This is a genomic window from Rhodococcus sp. NFXS4 (assembly GCF_058139645.1).
Genome location: NZ_CP192221.1, coordinates 4,060,851 through 4,081,314, shown reverse-complemented (window position 1 = coordinate 4,081,314; position 20,464 = coordinate 4,060,851). Strand labels below are relative to the sequence as shown.

General features: G+C 71.9%; 12 protein-coding genes. 5 read left to right on the top strand and 7 right to left on the bottom strand.

The annotated features are described in order from the left end of the window. Positions 1-101 precede the first annotated feature (101 nt). From J4E04_RS19235 to J4E04_RS19225, 3 genes are read right to left on the bottom strand one after another with little or no spacing between them, the layout of a single operon-like run. Positions 102-1,202 carry a hypothetical protein gene (locus J4E04_RS19235; RefSeq protein ID WP_490149376.1) on the bottom strand — a complete coding sequence of 367 codons (1,101 nt, stop codon included), beginning with the start codon at positions 1,200-1,202 and terminating at the stop codon, positions 102-104. After that, positions 1,199-3,142 (bottom strand): LuxR C-terminal-related transcriptional regulator, encoded by a 1,944-nt coding sequence (locus tag J4E04_RS19230; RefSeq protein WP_222640646.1) that lies wholly within the window; start codon positions 3,140-3,142, stop codon positions 1,199-1,201. The genes J4E04_RS19235 and J4E04_RS19230 overlap by 4 nt, the downstream gene beginning before the upstream one ends. Beyond that, positions 3,139-4,995, bottom strand: a complete 1,857-nt coding sequence (locus J4E04_RS19225; RefSeq protein WP_490149375.1) for an Hsp70 family protein — start codon at positions 4,993-4,995, stop codon at positions 3,139-3,141. The genes J4E04_RS19230 and J4E04_RS19225 overlap by 4 nt, the downstream gene beginning before the upstream one ends. Before the next feature lie 308 nt (positions 4,996-5,303). Between J4E04_RS19225 and J4E04_RS19220 the strand changes: the two genes are divergently transcribed. From J4E04_RS19220 to J4E04_RS19210, 3 genes are all read left to right on the top strand, one after another. After that, a complete protein-coding gene (locus J4E04_RS19220; RefSeq protein WP_490149374.1) occupies positions 5,304-10,949 on the top strand; it encodes an IniB N-terminal domain-containing protein in 5,646 nt (1,881 codons plus the stop codon). Between the two features lie 146 nt (positions 10,950-11,095). Then, on the top strand, positions 11,096-13,018 hold the full coding sequence (locus tag J4E04_RS19215) for a dynamin family protein (protein ID WP_490149373.1): 1,923 nt from the start codon (positions 11,096-11,098) through the stop codon (positions 13,016-13,018). Continuing rightward, a complete protein-coding gene (locus tag J4E04_RS19210) occupies positions 13,015-14,484 on the top strand; it encodes a dynamin family protein (RefSeq protein WP_027506933.1) in 1,470 nt (489 codons plus the stop codon). The genes J4E04_RS19215 and J4E04_RS19210 overlap by 4 nt, the downstream gene beginning before the upstream one ends. Before the next feature lie 2 nt (positions 14,485-14,486). On the opposite strand, the gene J4E04_RS19205 is transcribed toward J4E04_RS19210, so the two are convergent. Further along, entirely contained in the window at positions 14,487-15,044 is a 558-nt protein-coding gene (locus tag J4E04_RS19205) for a hypothetical protein (RefSeq protein WP_051613623.1), read from the bottom strand. A 181-nt stretch (positions 15,045-15,225) separates the two neighbouring features. Here J4E04_RS19205 and J4E04_RS19200 point away from each other — a divergent pair, with 181 nt between their 5' ends. After that, entirely contained in the window at positions 15,226-16,521 is a 1,296-nt protein-coding gene (locus J4E04_RS19200) for a lipase family protein (RefSeq protein WP_231476455.1), read from the top strand. Positions 16,522-16,545: 24 nt separating this feature from the next. Here J4E04_RS19200 and J4E04_RS19195 read toward each other — a convergent pair whose 3' ends face one another. After that, entirely contained in the window at positions 16,546-17,391 is an 846-nt protein-coding gene (locus tag J4E04_RS19195; RefSeq protein WP_490149372.1) for a hypothetical protein, read from the bottom strand. A 151-nt stretch (positions 17,392-17,542) separates the two neighbouring features. Here J4E04_RS19195 and J4E04_RS19190 point away from each other — a divergent pair, with 151 nt between their 5' ends. Beyond that, positions 17,543-18,259 (top strand): SDR family oxidoreductase, encoded by a 717-nt coding sequence (locus J4E04_RS19190; RefSeq protein WP_490149371.1) that lies wholly within the window; start codon positions 17,543-17,545, stop codon positions 18,257-18,259. Between the two features lie 5 nt (positions 18,260-18,264). Here the strand turns inward: J4E04_RS19190 and J4E04_RS19185 are convergent, their stop codons facing one another. Further along, complete coding sequence (locus J4E04_RS19185) at positions 18,265-19,392, bottom strand: ABC transporter permease (RefSeq protein ID WP_490149370.1); 1,128 nt, start codon at positions 19,390-19,392, stop codon at positions 18,265-18,267. A gap of 1 nt (position 19,393) precedes the next feature. Next, on the bottom strand, positions 19,394-20,251 hold the full coding sequence (locus tag J4E04_RS19180) for an ABC transporter ATP-binding protein (protein ID WP_490149369.1): 858 nt from the start codon (positions 20,249-20,251) through the stop codon (positions 19,394-19,396). Between the last annotated feature and the right edge of the window lie 213 nt (positions 20,252-20,464).

The following is a 20,464-nucleotide window of genomic DNA, read 5'->3' as shown; positions in this document are numbered from 1 at the left end:
CGGACACGGTGCCACGTCGACCGCGAGCACCCGTCCGATCACCGTACCGGTCGTCACGGTCATGGGATACCGGTTGAGCTCCGCCCCTGCACAGGGGGGATCTAGCCGACCGGCGTGGTGTCGGGTGACGGCGCGGGTGACCCGGGCTCGGCAGGAGTGTCCGGAGTATCCGGAACGTCGGGGTCCGAGTCCGTTCCCTCCGCGGGGTCGACTGGCTCCTCGACGACGGGCGGGTCGCTGGGCACGGGCTCGGGTGCCGGTTCGGGTGCCGGCGCCGGGGCAGGAGCGGGCGCGGGTGCCGGCTCGAGGTCCGGTGCGCGCGGGGGCACCGTCGTGGTGATTCGAGCAGGTGCACGTGTGGCCTCGACGGGCGCGGGTGCGCCGGGGACGACGGTCGGGAAGCCGATGCTGGTGGACGGGGCGGGACGAGTCGTCGTCGGCCGCGCGGTGACACCGGCGGCGTCCTCGACGGCCGGAACCGCGGTGCTGACCGTCCGATCGGACGCGAGGTAGGCGATACCGCCGCCCACGATCAGCAGGGTCGCGACTGCGGCCGCCACGAGGAGGGCGAGGGGGCCGCGCGGTGTCGACCTCGATGCACCGCTGTCGGTGGCTGTCGAGGCGGCAGCGGTCGCGAGCAGCGGTGCCCCCGTCGTCGGCGCGAGCCCGGCGGCGGCACGTGCGGCGGCCGCGGCGGCGGCCAGCCGTTCCTCCGACGCGCCGAGGGTGGCGTGGGGATCGGCCGACTCGGGATGCAGCGTCAGCGCGGTGAGTCCGACGAAGTCGAGCGCGTCCCGCAGCGCGGCGATGCGCTCGGGTGACCAGTCGGCGGGATGGGCAGCGCCGGCGGTGAGGGCGCGGACGTCCTCGCCGGCGTCGACGGTCTCGCTGAGTAGCAAAAACATCATGGTCGCGACGAGGTCCTCGGCGCGCATGGGCACACCGCGGGACGAGACCACGCCGGACGGGTCACCGACGCGAGCCATGAAGCGATCGACGACGTCGATGTCCGCCGTCAGCGCGTCGGGCCGGTGCAGGGTCGTCGTGCCGTCGGGCAGGAGATAGAGAACCGTCTCGGCCGTCACCGGCACGCGGACCAGTTCACCCGAGGTCGTCGACACCACGACGGCCGTCGACGTCAGATCGGTGATGTGGATCCCGGTGGCTCGGGTGATCGGTGCGGCGTCGTGCCCGGTGTTCATGCGTGTACCCGTCGTTCCTTGTCCTGTGCGTAGCCGGCCGCGCGGAGCATCGACAGCATCTGCGAGCGCGACTGCGCTCCCAGACGTCGACGGATCCGTGCGACGTGGTGCTCGACCGTCTTGGCCGAGATGTACATCTGGGCGCCGATCTCGCGGTACGTCAGGCCCAGTACGAGATGATGCGCCACCTCCGCCTCACGCTCGGTCAGCGCCCCCAGCGACGCGGAACCGGGCTCGGTGGGCTCGGCCGTCGCCGCGACGGCACCGATGTCGCGGGCGATCTGCAGCAGGGCGGTGGCGTCGCGGGTGTCGGCGACGCGCAGGGCGGCGTCACTGGCGAGCCGTGCCGCGTCCCAGGCGTGCCCGAACTTCTCCAGGGTGCGAGCGGACGTCTCGACCTCGGCGACGTCGGGCTCGCCCTGCAGGACGCGGAGCCATGCCTTGCCGGCGGAGGCGAGTGCTGCGGCGTGGGGACTGCGGTCGGCGAACGAGCCGAGCGCACGAGCGTGGGGAAGCAGGTCGGCCGGGGCGCCGCCGAGGATGGCGGCCTGTACGCCGTACCAGTGCCACGTGGCCGCCCAGGTCGGTGGTTCGCCGAGCGAGGCGACCAGTGCGGTGGCCGCGGAGACGGAGTGCGCGATGCGTGCCGTGTCCCCGAGACGCACTGCGGCGAGCCACAGTTCACCGAGCGGGATGAGGGAGAAGAGATCGGGCTCGGCCTCCGCGACGGTGCGCCGGGCCTCCTGCCACGCGGACATGAGGGCGCCGGTATCTCCGCGTCGGCGGGCGGTGGCGACGCGAAGTGCGAAGTAGGACAGGGCGTCCCGTTGGGGGAGCGTGGCCGGGTCGACGCCCGAGGTGGGATCGACACCCGTGTCGCCGGCCACGAGGGCCGACCAGGCGAGCAGCAGACGGCACCGCGTGGACACCGCGCACCCCGGATCCGCGGCGATGGTCTCGGTCAGCACCGCTCGGGCCGTGGCGGGGTCGCCGGTGTGCAGAGCGATCAGTGCCGCGATCACCGCGGGATGTTCCGGCTCGGCCCGGGCGCCCACCGCGGTGTCGGCCATCGAGGCGGCGCGCAGCAGCGAACCCGTTGCCACGGTGGCGGGTTCGGTCAGTGAGTCGAGGAGCCCGCGGGCCACCAGCGTCGAGCGGGCGTTCGCCGACGTGGGCGGGACGGGGCGGAGGCCGCCGTGCGCGCGGACGAACGTCGCGGCGCAGTCGGCGTCCCCCACGGCGAGAAGCGTCGTCACCGCGTACGCCGCATCCGGTCCGATGCGGTCCGGCCCGAGCCACCGGTAGAGGTCGGCGGCGTGCGACGCGGTGCCGCGCATCAGTGCGACCGTGGACGCGACGCGAACGGCTCCGCGTACTCCGTCGGGTGACGGCGCCTCGGCGGACAGCACCGCGTCCACCGTGAGCGCCGCAGTGTCGAGATCTCCGCTCGCGAGCAGGGCGTCGGCGTAGGGCACGGAGATGTCGGTGCCCTGCGCGCCCGCCGCGGAGGCCGCGTCCCAGAGTCGTCGTGCGGCGAGACGGTCTGCGGCGGAGGCCAATCCGACCAGGTGCTGTGCGAGATCGGGATCGCGCAGACCCGCATCCGCGAGCGAGACCGCGAGATCACCACCGAGACCGCCACTGTCGAGGTGCACCCGTGCCAGGCGACGCAGCACGCCGAGCATTCCGTGCTCGCCCATCACCACGCGCAGGGCACCGCGCGCGGAGTCCGACAGCAGGCCCTCGTCGGACAGGACCCCGCAGCCCCGGGTGCGCTCCACGGCGGCGGCGGCGTCGGGCATCGGGACGTCGGCGACATCGGCGACGAGATACGGATCCGGGGCCACACCGACCGACGCGAGCGTCACCACCACGAGGGCGGTGTGATCGTGCGCGGACAGCAGAGCGTCGAGGGCCGATCGCTCGTCGGGCGAAGTCACAGTCCGAGGGGACTCGTCAGCGTTCCGACTGCACCGCCCAGACCGGCGCCGACACCGCCCAAGGTGTCACCCACGCCTCCGACGACACCGCCGAGGCCGTCCGTGACGCCGCCGATGACGTTCGGCGGTGTGTACTGCGGCAGCGAGGGTGCTGTGTAGGCCGGAGCCTGGGGCACCTGGGCCGTCGGGACGCTCGGAGCGGTGAACTGCGGCGCCGGTGCGTTCGGCACAGCAGCGTTCGGCGCGGTGGCGCCCGGTACCGCGGCCGATCCGGTCGAGCCGGGCGCGGTCGCGCCGGGAACCGCAGCCCCCGGTGCTGCTGCGGCGCCGCTGGTCGGCGCTCCGGCGGCTCCGGTGGTGCGCGGCTGTCCCGTCACGGGGTCGACGCCGGCGGCGGCGGTGGTCGGGGTCGCGCTCACGGAACCGTCCGCGGCGGCCGGGGCCACCGCGCTGCTGGTGGAGGGGCCGGTGTTCTCCGACGATCCGCCGACGAGGCCGGTGCCGACGGAGAGGCCACCAGCGGCCAGCAGGATCACGGCAGCGGCGACGCCGCCGATGACGGCGGTGCGCTTACCGCGCGACGGGGCGTCCTTGGCGTGTGCAGAGCGCGACACCGGTGCGGGCGTGGAGGTTCGGGCCGAGGCGGGGCGCTCGGTGACCGGAGGGAGCAGGTCGGTCTCGTCGTCGTCGACGGTGGAACCGGCGGCGACGGCAGCGAGTGCCGCTGCGCCCGGGCGGTTCAGTTCTGCGCCGGCAGAAGCGATGTCGGCGGCGAGCAGTGCGGCTCCGGTCGCGGCGGTGGCCGCGGGCTGTTCGCCGACGGTCACCGGCTTGCGCAGCGCGGAGGACACGGTCTCGGTGAGCATGGGGATCGACGCGCCGCCGCCGACCAGCAGCACGCGGTCCACCGCGTCGCCGTCGACACCCGCGGTGCGCAGCGCCTCGCCGAGTACCCGGGTGACGTCGTCGAACGTCTCGCGCAGTAGTTCCTCGATCTCCGACCGCACCAGTCGCACGTCGGTGTCGATGCCGGGCAGGTGCACCGGCACGACCGTCTCGGTGTCGGAGGACAGTGCTTCCTTGGCCGTCGCGCAGTGCGTGCGCAGGGTCGTGAGGGCCTCGACCGTCGCGGGATCGAAGGGATCGAGCGACGAGGAGTCGACGTTGTCGAGCACGTGGGCCAACACGACCTGGTCGATGTGGGCGCCGCTGACGTCCTCGCTGCGCGCACCGCGTCCGAGGATCGCCGAATCGGCACCTGTGCGCACGACCGACACGGTCAGGGCGCTCGCACCCAGGTCCGCGACCAGCACGACGCCGTCCGCCACCGCGTCCGGCGACTGCTGCATCCATGCCGTCGCGGCGAGAGCGTCGGGAACGAAGGTGACGTCGGTGAGGCCGTGGCGGGCAGCCGCGTTGCGAAGCCGATCCACCGTGTACTCGGGCCACGACGTCGGGTAGGTCACCACGATCGCGGCGTCGTCGTCGGCGCCGGCCGTGCGTGCCTCCCGGACGAGGCAGTCCAGCGTCGTCGCGTAGAGCTCGTCGCCGGTGTAGCTGCGTCCGTCCTCGGTGACCAGCGCGACCGGATCGCCGACGCGGCCGGCGAAGCCGGTCAGGGCCGTGGTGTCGACGGTGCCCGGCGCGGCCAGGGCGGGTTCACGGTCGGGCGTGACCGACAGTGCGGTGGACCGCACGATGGTGACGGCGTCACCGAGGTGTCCCGGACCGTCCACGGCGACCGCCGTCGAGGTGCTCGAGCCGACGTCCAGTCCCAGACCTGATGACCGTCCCTGATCCGTTGCCATGGCGCCGACTCCGTTTCCGTGCTCGTCGATATTCGTGCTCGTCAAGGCTGTGTCGGACCTGCTGTCGGGCACGTCGCCGTGACGCCGTAGCTGTCCACCGGCACTGTCGTCCCGATGGTCCGTTTCGTTACAGGTCACAAGAGTAGAGCGGTCCTATCCCCTATGCCCCCTAGTCACCCCGATCTGCCCCGGGGCGACCCCCGGGGTGCAGGAAGGGGGCTGCGCCCCGTTGGGACACCTCACTAGTCGACCTAGTTTTGATCTCAACGTGCCGAGACAGTCGGCCCGACCACCTCGACGCCTGCACACACACCGTCTGCCGACACCGGTTCACACACACCCAGGAGATCCCGATGGCCACGAACGCCGTACTCGACTTCATCCTCAGCCTTCTTCGCGACGACAAGGCCGCCGCCGCCTACTGCGCGAACCCCCAGGCCTCGCTGGACGCTGCCGGCCTGCCCGACGTGTGCCACGCCGACATCGTGGCCGTGGCGCCCATGGTCGCCGAGTCCGGACTGTTCGCCGGCGGATCGCGTCTCGCCTCGATCGTGAACGCGGGCAGCTCCTCCAACGCCGTGAACTCGACCGTCGTGAATGCGGGCAGCGTGAACAACAGCACCGTCTTCGGCGGCAACAACGTCGCCGTCGGCGGCCCCACGTTCGGCAGCAACGCGGTGAACTTCGGAAACAACAACAACAACGGAAATTTCAGCAACAACAACTTCGGGGGCTTCGACCTGGGCGGCTTCACCTTCAGCCCGACCCTCATCGGTGGCGGCCTGGCGATCGGCAGCATCGGCAACATCGGCAACCTGAACCTCGGTGACCTGGATCTGAGCGGCCTGAACCTGGCCTCGCTCGACCTCAGCGGCCTGAACCTCGCCTCGCTGGACCTCGGCGGGATCGGCGACATCGACCTGCTCGGCGGACTCGACCTCAGCCTCATCGACCTGGGCGACCTCGACATCGCGGGCCAGTTCACCACGGTCCTCGCCCTCGTCCTGGCCAACGGACTCTCCCTCGGTGGCGACCTCGCCGCCGAGTTCGGTGCCGCACTGGGCGCGGCGTTCGACGCCTTCCTCGCCCTCGGCGGCGTCCTCGACCTCGACACGCTGGTCGACCTCAGCGCCACCCTGGCCGGTGCGCTCACCGCAGCGCTCGGCCTCGGCGTGGGTGCCGGAGCCCAGCTCACGGCCGCCCTCGACGCCGTGCTCGGCACCGTCGCCGGTCTCGACCTCGACGCCGTCGTCGGTCTGTCCGGCGTTCTCTCCAACGCACTCTCGGTGGGCGGTGTGCTCGGCGCGAATGTCGGCGCCGCACTCGGTGGCGTGCTCGGCGCAGCGGTCACCGCCGGTGGCTCGCTCGGCGCCGATCTGGCCGCCGCCCTCACCGCCGGACTCGATGTCGCCGGATCGCTCGGTGTCGTCGTCGGTGGCGCGCTCGGTGTGACCACCGACATCACCGCTGCTCTCTCGGGTGCACTCGCCGCTGCCGTCGACGTCGCCGGTGATCTCGGCGCGACGCTGACCACCATCCTCGACGCGAACGTCGTCGCCGCGCTCGCAGGCACGCTGACCACCGAGCTCTCCGCGGCTCTCGGCGCAGCCCTCGCTGCCGGCGGAGACGTCGCCGGTGAGTTCGGCGCCTCCCTCGGCGCGCTCCTCGGAGCCGTCACCGGCCTGTCCGGCGCACTCGACCTCGACGCTCTTCTCGGCGTCGGCGGCACCCTCGGCGCGACCCTCGCCGGTCTGCTCGGCCTCGGCGGCGGTATCGGTGCGCAGCTCGGCGCCGCGCTCGACGGTGTTCTGGAGTTGGCCGGTGGACTGGACCTCGCGGCCGCCCTGGCCGGCGGAGCCGACATCGCGGCCACGCTCGGCGCCACTCTCTCCACTGCCCTCAGCGGCGTGCTGGTCGCCGGCGGTACCGTCGCCGGCACGCTCGGCGCGGCCTTCGGTGCCGCCCTCGGCGGCGTCCTGGGGGCCGACCTCGGTGCTCAGCTGGTCGGACTGCTGGCCGGTGAGCTGGACCTCGGTGCGGCACTGGCCACCATCCTCGACGGCGCTCTCGGCCTCGGCGGCCTCCTGGACATCGGCGCTCTCGCCGACCTCGGTGCCCTGCTCGACGTCGACGGCGCACTCGGCCTCGGTGCCGGTGTCCTGGCCATGCTCGGCGGTTCCCTCGAGGCTCTCCTCGGCGCGGGCGGCCTGCTCGGTGGCGATCTGACCGCACTGCTCGGTGCCGATCTCGGTGCTCAGCTCGCTGCCGCGCTGGCCGGCGCTCTCGCCGTCGGCGGCGACCTGGGCGGCGACCTCGGACTCGCCCTCGGCGGCGTGCTCGCCGGACTCGTGGACGTCGCGGGCGGTCTCGACGTCGACGCGGTGGCCGGACTCGGTGCCACCCTCGCCGCAGCCCTCACCGGCGCACTCGGTGTCGGCGCAGGACTCACCGGTGGACTCGCAGCGGGCCTCACCGCTCAGCTCGGTGCCGCTCTCGACGGTGTCCTCGGCCTGGCCGGCGATCTCGACCTGCTCGGCGGACTCGGCGTGCTGGGCGACCTGAACGTGCTGAACGACCTCAGCGTCCTCGGCGACCTGGACCTCGCGGCCACCCTCGGTACCGCACTCTCCGGCGCTCTCGCCGCCGGCGGCGCGGTGGCAGCCAACCTCGGTGCCACGCTCGGCGCGGCCCTCGGCGGTGTCCTGTCCGGCGACCTCGGCGCCGAGCTCGTCGGCCTGCTCGCCGGTGGTCTGGACCTCGGTGCCGGCCTCACCACCCTGCTGGGCGGTGTCCTCGATCCGTCCGGTGCCCTCGGCCTCGGCGGCGACCTCGTCGCCACGCTCGGCACCTCGCTCGCAGCCGTGCTCGGTGCGGGCGGTCTGCTCGACGCCGATCTCGCGGGCCTACTGACCGGCGGCCTCGCCGCGCAGCTCTCCGCCGCACTCGCGACGGCTCTCGCGGCCGGCGGCGACGTGGCGGCGAACGTGGGCCTGGCCCTGGGCGACGTGCTCGGCACGGTCACCGCGGGTCTGGACCTGGACGGCGTCCTCGGCGCCGACCTCGCGGCGGCGCTCACCGCGGCCCTCGGCCTCGACGGCGACCTGACCGGTGGACTCACCGCGCAGCTCGCCGGCGCGCTCGACGCCGCACTCGGTGTGGTCGGAGGCGCCGACATCACGGCTGCGCTCTCGGGCGCACTCGCCGCCGGTGGCGACGTCGCCGCAGGACTGGGCGCGACACTCGGCACCACCCTCGCTGCCGTGCTCGGCGCCGACCTCGGCGCCCAGCTCACCGGACTGCTGGCAGGCGGCGCCGATCTCGGTACCGCACTGACCGCCGTCCTGGGCGGCGCTCTCGACCTCGACGGGGTCTTCGGCATCGGTGCCGACGCGGCCGCCGGCCTGGTAGGCACGCTCGGCACCACGCTCGCCGCCGCACTGAACGTCGGCGGCCTGACCGACGTCGACCTCACCGCACTGCTCGGCGGCGACCTCACCGCCGTTCTGGGTGCCGCACTCTCCGGCGCTCTGGGCGCCGGCGGCGCACTGGGTGGCGACCTCGGCCTGGCACTGGGCGGGCTCGTCGGTGCGGCCACCGACCTCACGGCCGGCGCCGATCTCGGACTGGTCCTCGCCGGTGCACTCGGTGTCACCGGCGATGCCGCCGCCACGCTGTCGGGCGCACTCGACGCGATGCTGGGAGCTGCGGGCGGTCTCGACCTCACCGCGATCCTCGGTGCCGACGCGGACGTCGCCGCCACCGTCGGAGCCGCGCTCAGCGCAGCACTGTCGGCCGGTGGCCCGCTGGCCGCGAACGTGGGCGCCGCCCTCGGCGGCGTGCTCGGGACCGCCCTGTCGGGCGACCTCGGCGCACAGCTCGCAGGTCTGCTGGGCGGCGGCGTCGATCTGGACGCCGCACTCGGCACGGTCCTCGGCGGCGCACTCGGACTCGGCGGGCTGGTCGATCTCGACGGGCTCGCAGATCTGGACGGGCTCGGAGCCGTCGGCGGTCTGCTCGACGCCGACCTGCTGGGCGGCCTGACCGGCGCACTGGACACCGACATCGTCGGTGCGCTCGCCGGTTCGCTCGGCGCTGCCCTCGGCGCCGGCGGGCTGCTCACCGGTGACCTGCAGGCACTGCTCGGCGGCGATGTGGCGGCGCAGCTGTCCACCGCCCTCGGCGTGGCTCTCGGCCTCGGTGGCGACGCTGCCGGTGAACTCGGACTCGCCCTCGGCGGCGTCCTCGCCGGCGTCACCGACCTGACCGCGGGTGCCGATCTGGGTGCCGCCGTCACCGCCGCTCTCGGCATCACCGGTGAGGGTGCGGCCACCCTGGCCGGCGCCCTGAACACGGCGCTCGGACTCGGCGGGGCGCTCGATCTCGACGGCCTGGTCGGCGGAGATCTCGCCGCCACGGTCGGCGCTGCACTCGGCGGTGCTCTGGCCGCCGGCGGCGACGTCGCCGCCACGGTCGGCGCCACCCTCGGTGCCGCTCTCGGGGGCTCCCTGACCGCCGATCTGCAGGCCCAGCTCGGTGCACTGCTGGCCGGTGGGCTGGACCTCGACGCCGCGCTCGGCACGGTGCTCGGTGCGGCTCCGGATCTCGATCTGGACGCCGACCTCGCCGGCCTGCTCGGCGGCGCTGTCTCGACCGGCCTCGGCCTGGTCGCGGGAGTCGGCCTGCCCGACACGGACCTGCCGGACCTCACGGGCAGCCTGGCCGCGGCACTGGGACTGGGCGGCGCAGCCGCAGCAGGACTGGGAACCGCACTGGGCACGGTGCTCGGCGGCACGGTGCTCGCCGATCTGGATGCGAACGGACTGCTCGAGGGTGACCTCGGCGGCATCGTCTCCGCCGCACTCGGCGACGCACTGAACGTCGGCGGTGTCCTCGACCTGGAGACCGACCCGGTCGGCCAGTTCGGCACCGCGCTCAACGGGGCGCTCGGCCTCGTCGGCGGCGTGGACACCGGCGCCCTGGGCGACCTGCCCGCGACGCTGACCGCAGCTTTCGGCGTCGGCGGCACGGCGGGTGCGGAGCTCGGCGGAGCCTTCGGCGCTCTGCTCGACATCGCCGGCGGCGGCGATCCGGTGGCGTCTCTGGGAACGGCACTCGGAGCCACGGGTGACCTCACCACGATGCTCGACGCCGCACTCGACACGGCGGTCTCCGCCGGCGGCGCGCTCGACGCCGAGGGTCTGCCGATCAGCGGACTGCTCGACGCGAACACCGGCCTCGACGGCAGCCTCAGCGCACTGACCACCCTGACCGGTGGCCTCGGCGCCGTGGGTGCGGTCGCCGGCGGACTGGACGGCACCCTCACCGGTGTCGGCGGCGCGGTCACCGATCCCGACGCGGTCACCGGTGCGGTGGCGAGCCTGGGCGGCGGCCTCGCCAGCGGCCTCGGGCTGGGCCTGAACAGCGTCACGCAGGGCGGGCTCGAGCTGGGCTCGGAGCTGCAGGGCGGCCTGACCGGCGCTGCGACCGGCGCGGGCGGCGTCTTCGGCGGCTTTGAGATCTCGCCCGACGGCGAGGTCACCGGCGGACTGGACAACACGTCCGAGTTCACCGGCGCACTCGACGGCGGCATCGACGCCACCGCCGACGCGGTGGGCCAGTTCCAGAACTCCACCGACGCCGTGCTCGGCGGCGTCACCGGAGCGACCGACGGACTGGGCCTGAGCGCGGTCACCGACGTCACCGGCGACGCGCTCGGCGCAGTGACCACGGACGGCGGACTCGGCGGCGACATCGCCGGCGAGGCCACCTCCTGGCAGGACGTCGACGCCGAGGGTGCCTTCGACGGCCCCGCGGCGGCGGTCGACGGAGTCGGCGACGGCCTCACCGACACCGTCTCCGGGCTCGGCGGCGGACTCACCGGTGGCCTGACCGACGGCCTGTCGAACACCCTCGGCGGTGGACTGAGCTCCGCGGACGACGGCCTCGACACCGGCGCTGTGGCCGATGACAACGCGGCCGACGCGGGAGACGCCAACTGATCACCCGCGCTCTGTAACACCGACGACCCCGTACGCGCTTATGCGTACGGGGTCGTCGGCGCTTACCGTGAGGGTCACACCGCCGCAGATGGTGAATGCTCACAGACGCGCTCGACCCGTTGCCACCGCAGACAGATCGGGACCACATGCAGAACGACGCACCACCCGCCGTGCAGACCGGCGCCGGGAAGACCCCCGCGCCGACGCAGGCGACGCAACTGGCCGAGCTCCTGTCCCGGATGGGCGAGGTGGCGTCCGGTGCCGGTCGCCGCGACCTTCTCGACCGGTTGACGGCGGCGCGTGAGCGGGTGCTCGATCCGCGCCTGCGCATCGTCGTGGTCGGACCGCTCAAGCAGGGCAAGAGCCAGTTCGTGAACTCGCTGCTGGGCCTCGACGTGTGTTCGGTGGGCGACGACGAGACCACCGCGGTGCCCACGATGGTCGCGTACGCGGAGACCGAGCGGGCGGAGCTGGTGGTCGGCGAGATCGGCGCCGACCCGGTGCGCATCGACATCCCCATGGCGGACATCCATGCCGTCACACCGACCGACCCGCGCGCGGAGGGTCGCGAGATCCTGCGCCTCGAGATCTCCGTGCCCAGCCCGCTGCTGAAGGACGGGCTCGTCGTCATCGACACCCCCGGCGTCGGCGGCCACGGTAACCCGCACGCCAACAGCACCCTGGGTCTGATCACGTCGGCGGATGCCGTTCTGGTGCTGTCCGATTCGAGTCAGGAGTTCACCGAGCCCGAGGTGGCCTTCCTGCGCCAGGTGGTGACTCTGTGCCCGGCGGTCGCGTGCCTGGTGACCAAGACCGACCTGTACCCGCACTGGCGGCGCATCGTCGAGGCCGATCGCGGGCACCTCGCGCGGCAGGGCATCGACGTTCCGCTGATGCCGATCTCGTCGATGCTCCGCTCGCACGCGCTGCGGCTGAAGGACGATTCGCTCGACAAGGAGGCCGGCTTCCCGGCTCTCTACGACTTCCTCCGCGGTGTGGTGCAGCGTGCCGACGCCACCACTCGCAAGGCCGTCGCTCTCGACGTCCGCTCGGTGTCCGAGCATCTCGCCCTCGCCCTGGGCAGTGAACTCGCGGCGCTTCGCGATCCGGAGACCGCCGCCGCGGCGGTGGCCGGTCTGCAACAGGCGCGGGCCAACGCCGAGGACATGCAGAAGCGCAGCAGTCGGTGGCAGCAGACACTCAACGACGGCATCACCGATCTGGCCGCCGACATCGACCACGACCTGCGAGACCGGCTGCGCGTCATCACCCGTGAGGCGGAGGAGGCGGTCGACGGGGGAGACCCGGGCAAGGACTGGCCGCGCATCGGTGAGTGGCTCGAGGACCAGATCGCCTCCGCCGTGGGGGACAACTTCGTCTGGGCGCACGAGCGGTCCCTGTGGCTCGCCGAGACGGTCGCTCGGCACTTCGCCGAGACGGCCGATGCGCACATCCCGGCGATGAACATCGCGAACGTCGACGGCGTCATGGACCCGGTGACCTCACTGGGGGACCTCGAGTCCGGCCGGATGGGCATCACCTCGAAGGTGCTCGTGGGCATGCGCGGCTCCTACGGCGGCGTGCTCATGTTCGGACTCATCACGACGATGATGGGACTGGCGCTGCTCAATCCGATCTCGCTCGGCGCCGGAGTCCTGTTGGGCAGCAAGGCCTACAAGGACGACAAGGAGGCGCGGGTGCTCAAGCGGCGGGCCGACGCGAAGGTCGCCATCCGCAAGTTCACCGACGACGTCAGCTTCCAGGTGGGCAAGGAGTCCAAGGACCGCCTGCGGCTCGTCCAGCGCCAGCTCCGTGACCACTTCACCGACATGGCCGATCAGACGGTGCGCTCGGTGAGCGACTCGCTGCGGGCCGCGCAGGAGGCGGCGACCGGCGCCTCGTCCGAGCGTGCCGCGCGCACAGCCGAACTGGAGCAGTCACTGAAGAAGATCTCTGCACTGCGCAGCATTGCGCAGAAGCTCGACCCCGAGGCCGTCGAGGCCGCCGAGGCAGACAAGGTCGTCGAGGCGGCTCGTGCGGACCGCACGCAGATCGGTACCGGCTCGTGAGTGTCACGCTCGACCGTGCGCGGGAACTCGTCGCGGCGGCGCAGGCGGAGTACGTGCGGGAGCCGGACGTCCGGGATGCGTTGCGCGTCTGCGCGGACCGGCTCGACGAGCCGCTGCGCGTCGCGCTCGCCGGATCACTCAAGGCCGGCAAGTCGACGCTCCTCAACGCGCTCGTCGGACAGGACATCGCCCCCACCGACGCAACCGAGTGCACCCGCGTGGTCACGTGGTACCGCCGCGGGACGTCTCCCTCGGTGACGGCCCGGTACGACGGGGACCGCTCGATGAGCATCCCGGTGTTGCGACGGGGTGGTCGACTGTCGTTCGACTTCGGCGATCTCACCGCGGACCGCGTGGACCGCCTCGACGTCGAGTGGCCGGCGCGAACCCTGGCCCGCAACACCATCATCGACACCCCCGGCACGTCGTCGCTGTCCCTGGACGTGTCCGAGCGGACGTTGTCGATGTTGACGCCCGAGGACTCCGCGTCCGGCGCCGACGCCGTGGTCTATCTCCTGCGCACCCTGAGCGCGTCCGACACGTCGTTCCTCACCCGCATCAACGACGCGGTCGGTGGCGACTCCGGCCCCCTCGGCGTGGTCGGCGTCGTCTCGCGTGCCGACGAGGTGGGCGCCGGTCGCATGGACGCGATGATGTCGGCCAAGGAAGTGGCGTCCCGCTTTGCGGTGGAGCTCGAGAAGACCGGTCTGTGCCAGGCCGTCGTGCCCGTCGCCGGCCTGCTCGCCCTCGGGGCACGGACGTTGCGGCAGAGCGAGTTCGGCGCGCTCGTCGCGTTGGCCGACGCTCCGCCCGACGACCTCCAACTGGCGATGCTGTCGGCGGACCGCTTCTCCCGCCCGGACATGCCACTCCCCGTCGATGCGGAGACGCGCGCCGGGCTCGTCGACCGTTTCGGGCTCTTCGGCATCCGGATGGCCGTCACGCTCATCCGCATGGGCACGCGCGATTCGCCCTCGCTTGCACGGGAACTCGTCGAGCGCAGTGGACTCGAGGAGCTACGGCACATCATCGACGTTCAGTTCGGCGAGCGAGCCGACCAGCTCAAGGCGCACTCGGCCCTCGTCGCTCTCGATCGCGTGCTGCGCGCCTCACCGGCCGCGGGATCGCGCGCCATCATCGACGAGGTGGGATCCACCCTCGCCGACGTCCACGGGTTCAAGGAACTGCGTCTGCTCGGTCAGCTACGGGCACGCGAGGTGCGGCTGCCCGAGCCGGAGAAGGCGGAGCTCGCTCGACTGGTGGGTGCGCAGGGCACCGAGACGACGACGCGGTTGGGGCTCGATCCCGACGACTCGGTGGAACTGCAGCGCAAGACGGCCTTCGACGCGGTCCGCAGTTGGCGCTCCCGCGCGTCCCATCCGCTGCTCGACCGGTTCACGGCGCGGGCGTGCGACATCGCCGCGCGCAGCGCCGAGGGCATCCTCGCGGAGCTCGACCGCCGCTGAGATCAGCGCCGGACGGGAGCGGCCGCGAGCCATCGCCCGACGGCGGGGACGAACAGCGGAGCGGTGCCCAGCAGAGCGAGGGCCGCGACGACGAACGGCGCATACGTCGTGGGCTGCTCCAGCGCATCGGAGGTCGCGATCCAGAACGCGATCGATCCCGCGGCGGCGACGATGCCGACCAGGGTCAGCGTGGATCGTCCGGTGGGGCGTCGGCCGCGGATCTGCAGGATGCCGGCCAGTCCCACCAGGAGAACAACGGCGCCGACGGCAGCACCGGCGACGAGCGTGATGAGGACCGTCGAGTCGATGTCCTCCGCCGAGGTGCCGGGGGCGTCGGCCGAGAGGACGTCGGCGAGGCGCGACCGTAGTCCCTGGTGGTCGAGTCCCAGCAGCGCGCCGGTGGCCGCCAGGACGACGAGGCACAGACTCCACAGGATCACGGCGGCATCGACGGCGCGTGGGCGCTCGTCGGGAACCGGCTCCCGCATGGGCGTCACGTGCACCGACGGGCGGGGCGGCTTCGGGGGTTGCGAGCCTTCGACACTGTCCGACGCGTTCATGGCTTCAGGCTAGAGGGTCTGTTTCCGCCCGACCCTGTTGTGGTCCGGCCCCGTCCGCTCGGGCTCGGAAAGTGATCGAGCACGAAGTCCGCGGTCGGGGTCACACCGGCTTCTCGGAAGTGGGCCCCATCACTTACGGTCAGGGCGGTAGTGGGCCCGCCAGGGCCCCGTTGTCGATGGGATGAATGTGCGGAAACTGCGGTCTGCCGGCGTCGGTCTGGTGATGTGTCTCGGTCTGTTCGGCGCGGTGGTGCCCACGGCGACCGCCGAACCCCCCGGCCCGGCCTCGAGCTTCTACACGCCGCCCTCGCCGCTTCCCGCCGGGAACGACGGTGACCTCATCCGTACCGGGCCGTCGAATCTCGCACTGTCGCTCCCCTTGCCGCAGGGACCGATTCCTGGCACCGCGACGCGCCTGATGTACCGGTCGCAGGACGCCAACGACGCGCCGGTGGCCGTCACCGGGACGTACATCGACCCGTCGGCCGAGTGGACCGGCCCCGGTCCGCGCCCGCTCGTGGTGATCGCCCCCGGCACCCACGGCCAGGGCGACCAGTGCGCGCCGTCGCACCAGTTGAACAACGTCCTCACCTACACCCCCGTGCTCGGACTCATGGTCGAGTACGAGCTGCTCTCCACCTACGCGTTGCTGGCCCGCGGCTACGGCGTCGTCATCACCGACTACGACGGTCTGGGCACGCCGGGTGCGCACACCTACGTCAACCGCGCCGCCGAAGCGCACGCGGTGCTCGACGCGGCGCGCGCCGCGCAGCAACTCGGCAACACCAAGGTCGGACCCGAATCCCCGGTCGGCCTCTGGGGTTACTCCCAGGGCGGCGGCGCCGTGGCAGCAGCCGTGGAGCTCGCTCCCGAGTACGCACCGGAGCTGGACATCAAGGGCACCTACGCCGGTGCTCCCGTCGCCGATCTGGCAGCGACGCTGGCCCAGGTCGACGGCACCATCCTCACCGGTGTCATCGGCTACACCCTGAACGGTCTGCGCCGGTCCAACCCCGAGTTGGGACCGATCATCGACGCGTCGACCAACCCGGCCGGCAAGGCTGCGCTGGCGGCACTCGAGAATCAGTGCGTCGTGGAAAGTGCACTCACCGTGGGCTTCCACCGCACCAACGAGTGGATCACCACCGGCGAGTCGCTGTCGGACTACCTGAAGCGCATTCCCGAGGCGCAGACGGTTCTCGCCGAGAACAAGATCGGTAACCGCACACCCACCACGCCGGTCTACATCGACACCGGCACGGGCGACGACATCGTGCCGCACGGCCAGGCAGTCGATCTCGCCGCAACCTGGTGTGGAAAGGGCTCGAACGTCCAGCTGAACACGCAGCAGCTGCCGTTCTTCCTCCCCGGGCTCGCGCTCGGCCACGTCCTGCCCGACTTCATCGGACTGGGCGCCGGCACCAATTGGCTCGACGCCCGGTTCCGCGACGTCCCCACAGCGGGCAACTGCGCCTGACCCGTCACCGCCGAAGCGCCTCGATCACAGTCTATCGAGGCGCTTCGTCGCGTTCCGGACCCTCGAGGTCGACGCGTCCTTCTCCGACGCCGCCTCGGAACGCGCGTCCTGCGCCGCCTCCAGGTCCTCGCGGGCCTTCTCGAGTTGCTCGGTGAGGGCGTCGACCGACTCCTGCAGCTCGTCGACGCGATGGTCGGCGTGCTCCAGCGCCTCGGTCGCATCCTGCAGCGCAGCCTCGGCGTCGTCGAGTTCGGCCTGTGCGCGGGCTCGCTGCTCTTGCTTCTCCCGTTCGGCGGTGTCGTCGGGTTCGGGTTCTTGCGCAGGTTTGTCGTCTTCGGCGGGTTCGGGATCGACGGACACCAGCCCCATCGGGCCGAACCCGCTGTACTCGGCGGCCCCCAGCATCCGGCCGCGCCGCACCTCGTCGGCGATGTCCGCATCGGACAGCGCCGCATTCAGGCTCTGGGTCACCTCGCGCCCGACGTCCTCGCCGATCGGGTGACCGCGGTCTTCTGCGATCTTCGCGGCGCGGTTCGCCAGTGCACGCACGGCGCGCTGCCGCTGCTTCGTCAGCGTGCGGAGGGTGGCGCCCGACGGTCGACCGGCCGGCCTCCGGCCTTCCCGCAGATGTTGCTGCGCCTCACGAAGTGCTTCGCCGAGGTCGAGCAGGTCTGTGACGTCGTCCTCCGCGTCGCGCACCGTCACGTTCAGCACCCACCCGACGATCGTCGGTTTGCGCAGCGCACCGATCTGCTTGGCCAGGTCCTTGTCGCCGTCGGAACGCGCCTGCTTCTGCCGTTCCGTGCGGGTGGCGACGAAGTCGGACGGGTCCAGCCCGTACAGCTCGTCGGCCACCTCGTCGAACGTCATGGTGGTCGATTATGCCGCCACGCTGTGGCCATAGAGATTATGAATGGCAAGTCTTGGAACTATCGATAGCGCGATGGGATGATGCTGCGGGCCCGGTGCGCTGAACCTTCCGTGGCCGCGAGAGACAAGGCCGCGGAAGGGACACACCGTCATGAACACCCTGCAGAACACCCGCATCCTTCTCGTCGGCGGCTCGTCGGGCATCGCGCGGCGCATCGCCGAGGACGCGCTCGCCGCCGGCGCGGAGGTCTTCCTCGGCAGTCGACGCCCGGAGGCCCTGGCCGACAGGGTCGCCGAGCTCGGCTCGGGCGCATCGGCGGTGCACCTCGACCTCGACGACGAATCGTCCATCGCCGCCGCCGTCACCACGCTCGGACCTCTCGATCACGTCGTGTCGCTCGCGGCGAACCACGCCAACGGCCCGGTCGCAGACCTCGACCGCGCCGCCGTCGAGGGCGCGTTCGCAGCCAAGGTCGTCGGACCGATCCTGCTGGCCAAGCACTTCGCGCCCACGCTGCGGGACGGCGGCTCGTTCGTGTTCTTCTCCGGTGTCGCCGCATGGAAGCCGGCGCCGGGCCTCGCCGTCATGGCCACGACCAACGGTGCTGTCGCATTCCTCGCGGAAGCGTTGGCCGTCGAACTGGCACCGTTGCGGGTCAACGCCGTGTCGCCCGGCATCGTCGACTCGGGTGCGTGGGACGGCATGGGAGACGGGAAGCAGAAGATGTTCGACGCGACGGCTGCCTCCAATCCCGCACGGCGCGTGGGCCGCCCGGAGGACGTGTCGGCAGCGGTGCTGCTCGCCCTGACCAACACCTTCGTCACCGGAACCACCCTCCACGTCGACGGGGGTGGACGGCTGAGCTGAGCGCCTCAGGCGATCCGCACGCCCCTCGGCAAGGTGCGGGCCGGAACGCGGAGTCGGCGCGCGGCGACCGTGAGTCCGAGAGCTCCCAGGATGACATTGACGGCCAGCCCGAGGTACCAACTGTCGCCGACCTTTCCGGATTCGAACGCGACCTGCTCGTCGTAGAAGCTGCGGTTCGAGGCGCTCACGCGGTAGGTCGACACGGTGTCCGCGCAGGTCGGCTCCGTCAGGTACGGGCCCGTGCGCGCCGTCGAGAGCGTCTCGGCTATCGGGCGCGCCACGCTGGGATCGGGTGGCCGCTCGTCCGACGTCCAGACACGTACGCTCGGATTGTCATGTGCGGCCACCACATCCGGGAGAATGAGAAACGGGTTGGGCGCCAACAGCCACCAGATACGCTCGGTGTGCTCGTAGGAGCGCACCGTGGCCACGTCGCGACAGTCCGGAACGGTGTCGAACGAATCGTCCACGTACGTGTACTCGGCGCCCACCACCTCGTGGTCCTCCGCCGTGGTCGAGTAGAGCAGCCCGAACAGTGCCGGGAGGCCCAACACCAGGAAGAACACGGTGGCCTGCGTCAGGACGGCCGATCCCGCCGGCCGTGCGGTGAGCGCCGAGTACCCGAGCCCGATCCCGCAGTAACACAGGAAGATCAGGCACAGAACGATCACGCCCAGCACAGATACGCCGACGCCGTACGGAGCGGCGACGATGCCCCACACCAGGTACGGCGACGCCACGGCGACGAGGGCAAGGCAGGACACCCACGACCCGAGAAGTTTGCCTACGGCCAACTGCCAGTGGCTGATCGGCGTCGCCTGCACCACGGCGAGCGTCGCGTCCTTGCGGTCACCGTTGATCGACGTCGCCGTCAGGGTGGGGGCGAGGACCACGCCGAGGAACAGCTCGACTCCCAGCACGACCGCGTAGAGATTGCGCGCCCAGCCGTCGTAGTTCGCATCGGCCTCGTCGACGGACAGTGCCAGATACATCGATCCGAACACGGCCAGCGACATGACCGTGAACGTGACGGCCAGGGTGATGCGCCACCGGGTGGTGCGCAGTCGCTGCCGGAGTTCGAGGCCGATGAGGACACCGATCACGGACCACCAGCTGCCCATCCGTGCCGCCATGTCAGGTCCTGTCCGCGTCGAGTGCGAGGTACGCGTCCTCGAGTTCCGAGTCGACGCGGGCGAACTCGGCGACGAGCACCCCCGAGTCGACGACCGTGCGCAGGTGTCGCGCCGCGGCCTCCTCGTCGGGGAAGTGCAGGATGTCGGCCGACGATGCAGGCCGGCCCACCGCGCGTAGTCGCCAGGATCGTTCGGTGGCGGGTGCCGACTCCCGCGTGCGCCCGTCCGTCATCACAAGCACGTCGTCCACCATCTCCGACAGTTCGGTGAGGATGTGGCTCGACACCAGCACTGCGCATCCGTTGTCGGCGAGCCGGCGGACCTCGTCGCGCAGTTCGACTCGCGAGCGCGGGTCCATGCCGGACGCCGGCTCGTCGAGCAGCAGGATGCGCGGTCGGTGGACCAGAGCGCGGGCGAACCCGAGCCGCTGCTTCTGGCCGCGGGACAACTCGTGCGCGGGTCGGTCGGCGCGATCGTCGAGGTGGACCTGCTGCAGCAGTTCGGCGGCGCGGGAACGGGCGTCCTTCGACGACAGGCCGTGCAGCCGTCCGAACGTCGACAGGATCTCGGTCGCGGTGAGGCTGTCCCAGGTGCCGAACACATCCGGCATCCACCCCACGGCCCGCCGGAGTGCGACCGTCTCGACCGGAGACCCATCCAGCTCGAGGGTCCCGGAGTCGGGAGCCAGGAGGCCGGCGAGCATCAGCAGCAGTGTCGTCTTGCCGGCGCCGTTGGGTCCGACAAGGCCGGTGACCGTGCCGGGAGCGAGCGTCACGTCGGCGTGCGCGACGGCAGTGTGTCCGCCGAAGGTTCGGGTGAGGCCGCGTGCCGTCAGGGTCGTGCCGGGAACCGGTGACATGCCGTGGACCCTAACCGTCGGACGTGCGTGTTCAGCCACACTCTCGCGTCGAATTCCGCGGATCTGCAGAAAGCCTCGCGATCGGGTGGGTTCACACGCGCCGACCATGCGTGAGTGCCCTCAACTTGCTGCCGGAGGCGGGATCCCGTCGATCCGGTCGACCTGTGGATGCTGAGGCACGGCCGAGTGCAGGTTTTGCCACATTTTCGCGTC

Bases quoted from the DNA above. Each gene is read 5' to 3' on its own strand.
- J4E04_RS19185 (WP_490149370.1), bottom strand. From the start codon at position 19,392: ATGGCGGCACGGATGGGCAGCTGGTGGTCCGTGATCGGTGTCCTCATC.
- J4E04_RS19215 (WP_490149373.1), top strand. From the start codon at position 11,096: ATGCAGAACGACGCACCACCCGCCGTGCAGACCGGCGCCGGGAAGACC.
- J4E04_RS19200 (WP_231476455.1), top strand. From the start codon at position 15,226: ATGAATGTGCGGAAACTGCGGTCTGCCGGCGTCGGTCTGGTGATGTGT.
- J4E04_RS19205 (WP_051613623.1), bottom strand. From the start codon at position 15,044: ATGAACGCGTCGGACAGTGTCGAAGGCTCGCAACCCCCGAAGCCGCCC.
- J4E04_RS19190 (WP_490149371.1), top strand. From the start codon at position 17,543: ATGAACACCCTGCAGAACACCCGCATCCTTCTCGTCGGCGGCTCGTCG.
- J4E04_RS19180 (WP_490149369.1), bottom strand. From the start codon at position 20,251: ATGTCACCGGTTCCCGGCACGACCCTGACGGCACGCGGCCTCACCCGA.
- J4E04_RS19195 (WP_490149372.1), bottom strand. From the start codon at position 17,391: ATGACGTTCGACGAGGTGGCCGACGAGCTGTACGGGCTGGACCCGTCC.
- J4E04_RS19220 (WP_490149374.1), top strand. From the start codon at position 5,304: ATGGCCACGAACGCCGTACTCGACTTCATCCTCAGCCTTCTTCGCGAC.
- J4E04_RS19235 (WP_490149376.1), bottom strand. From the start codon at position 1,202: ATGAACACCGGGCACGACGCCGCACCGATCACCCGAGCCACCGGGATC.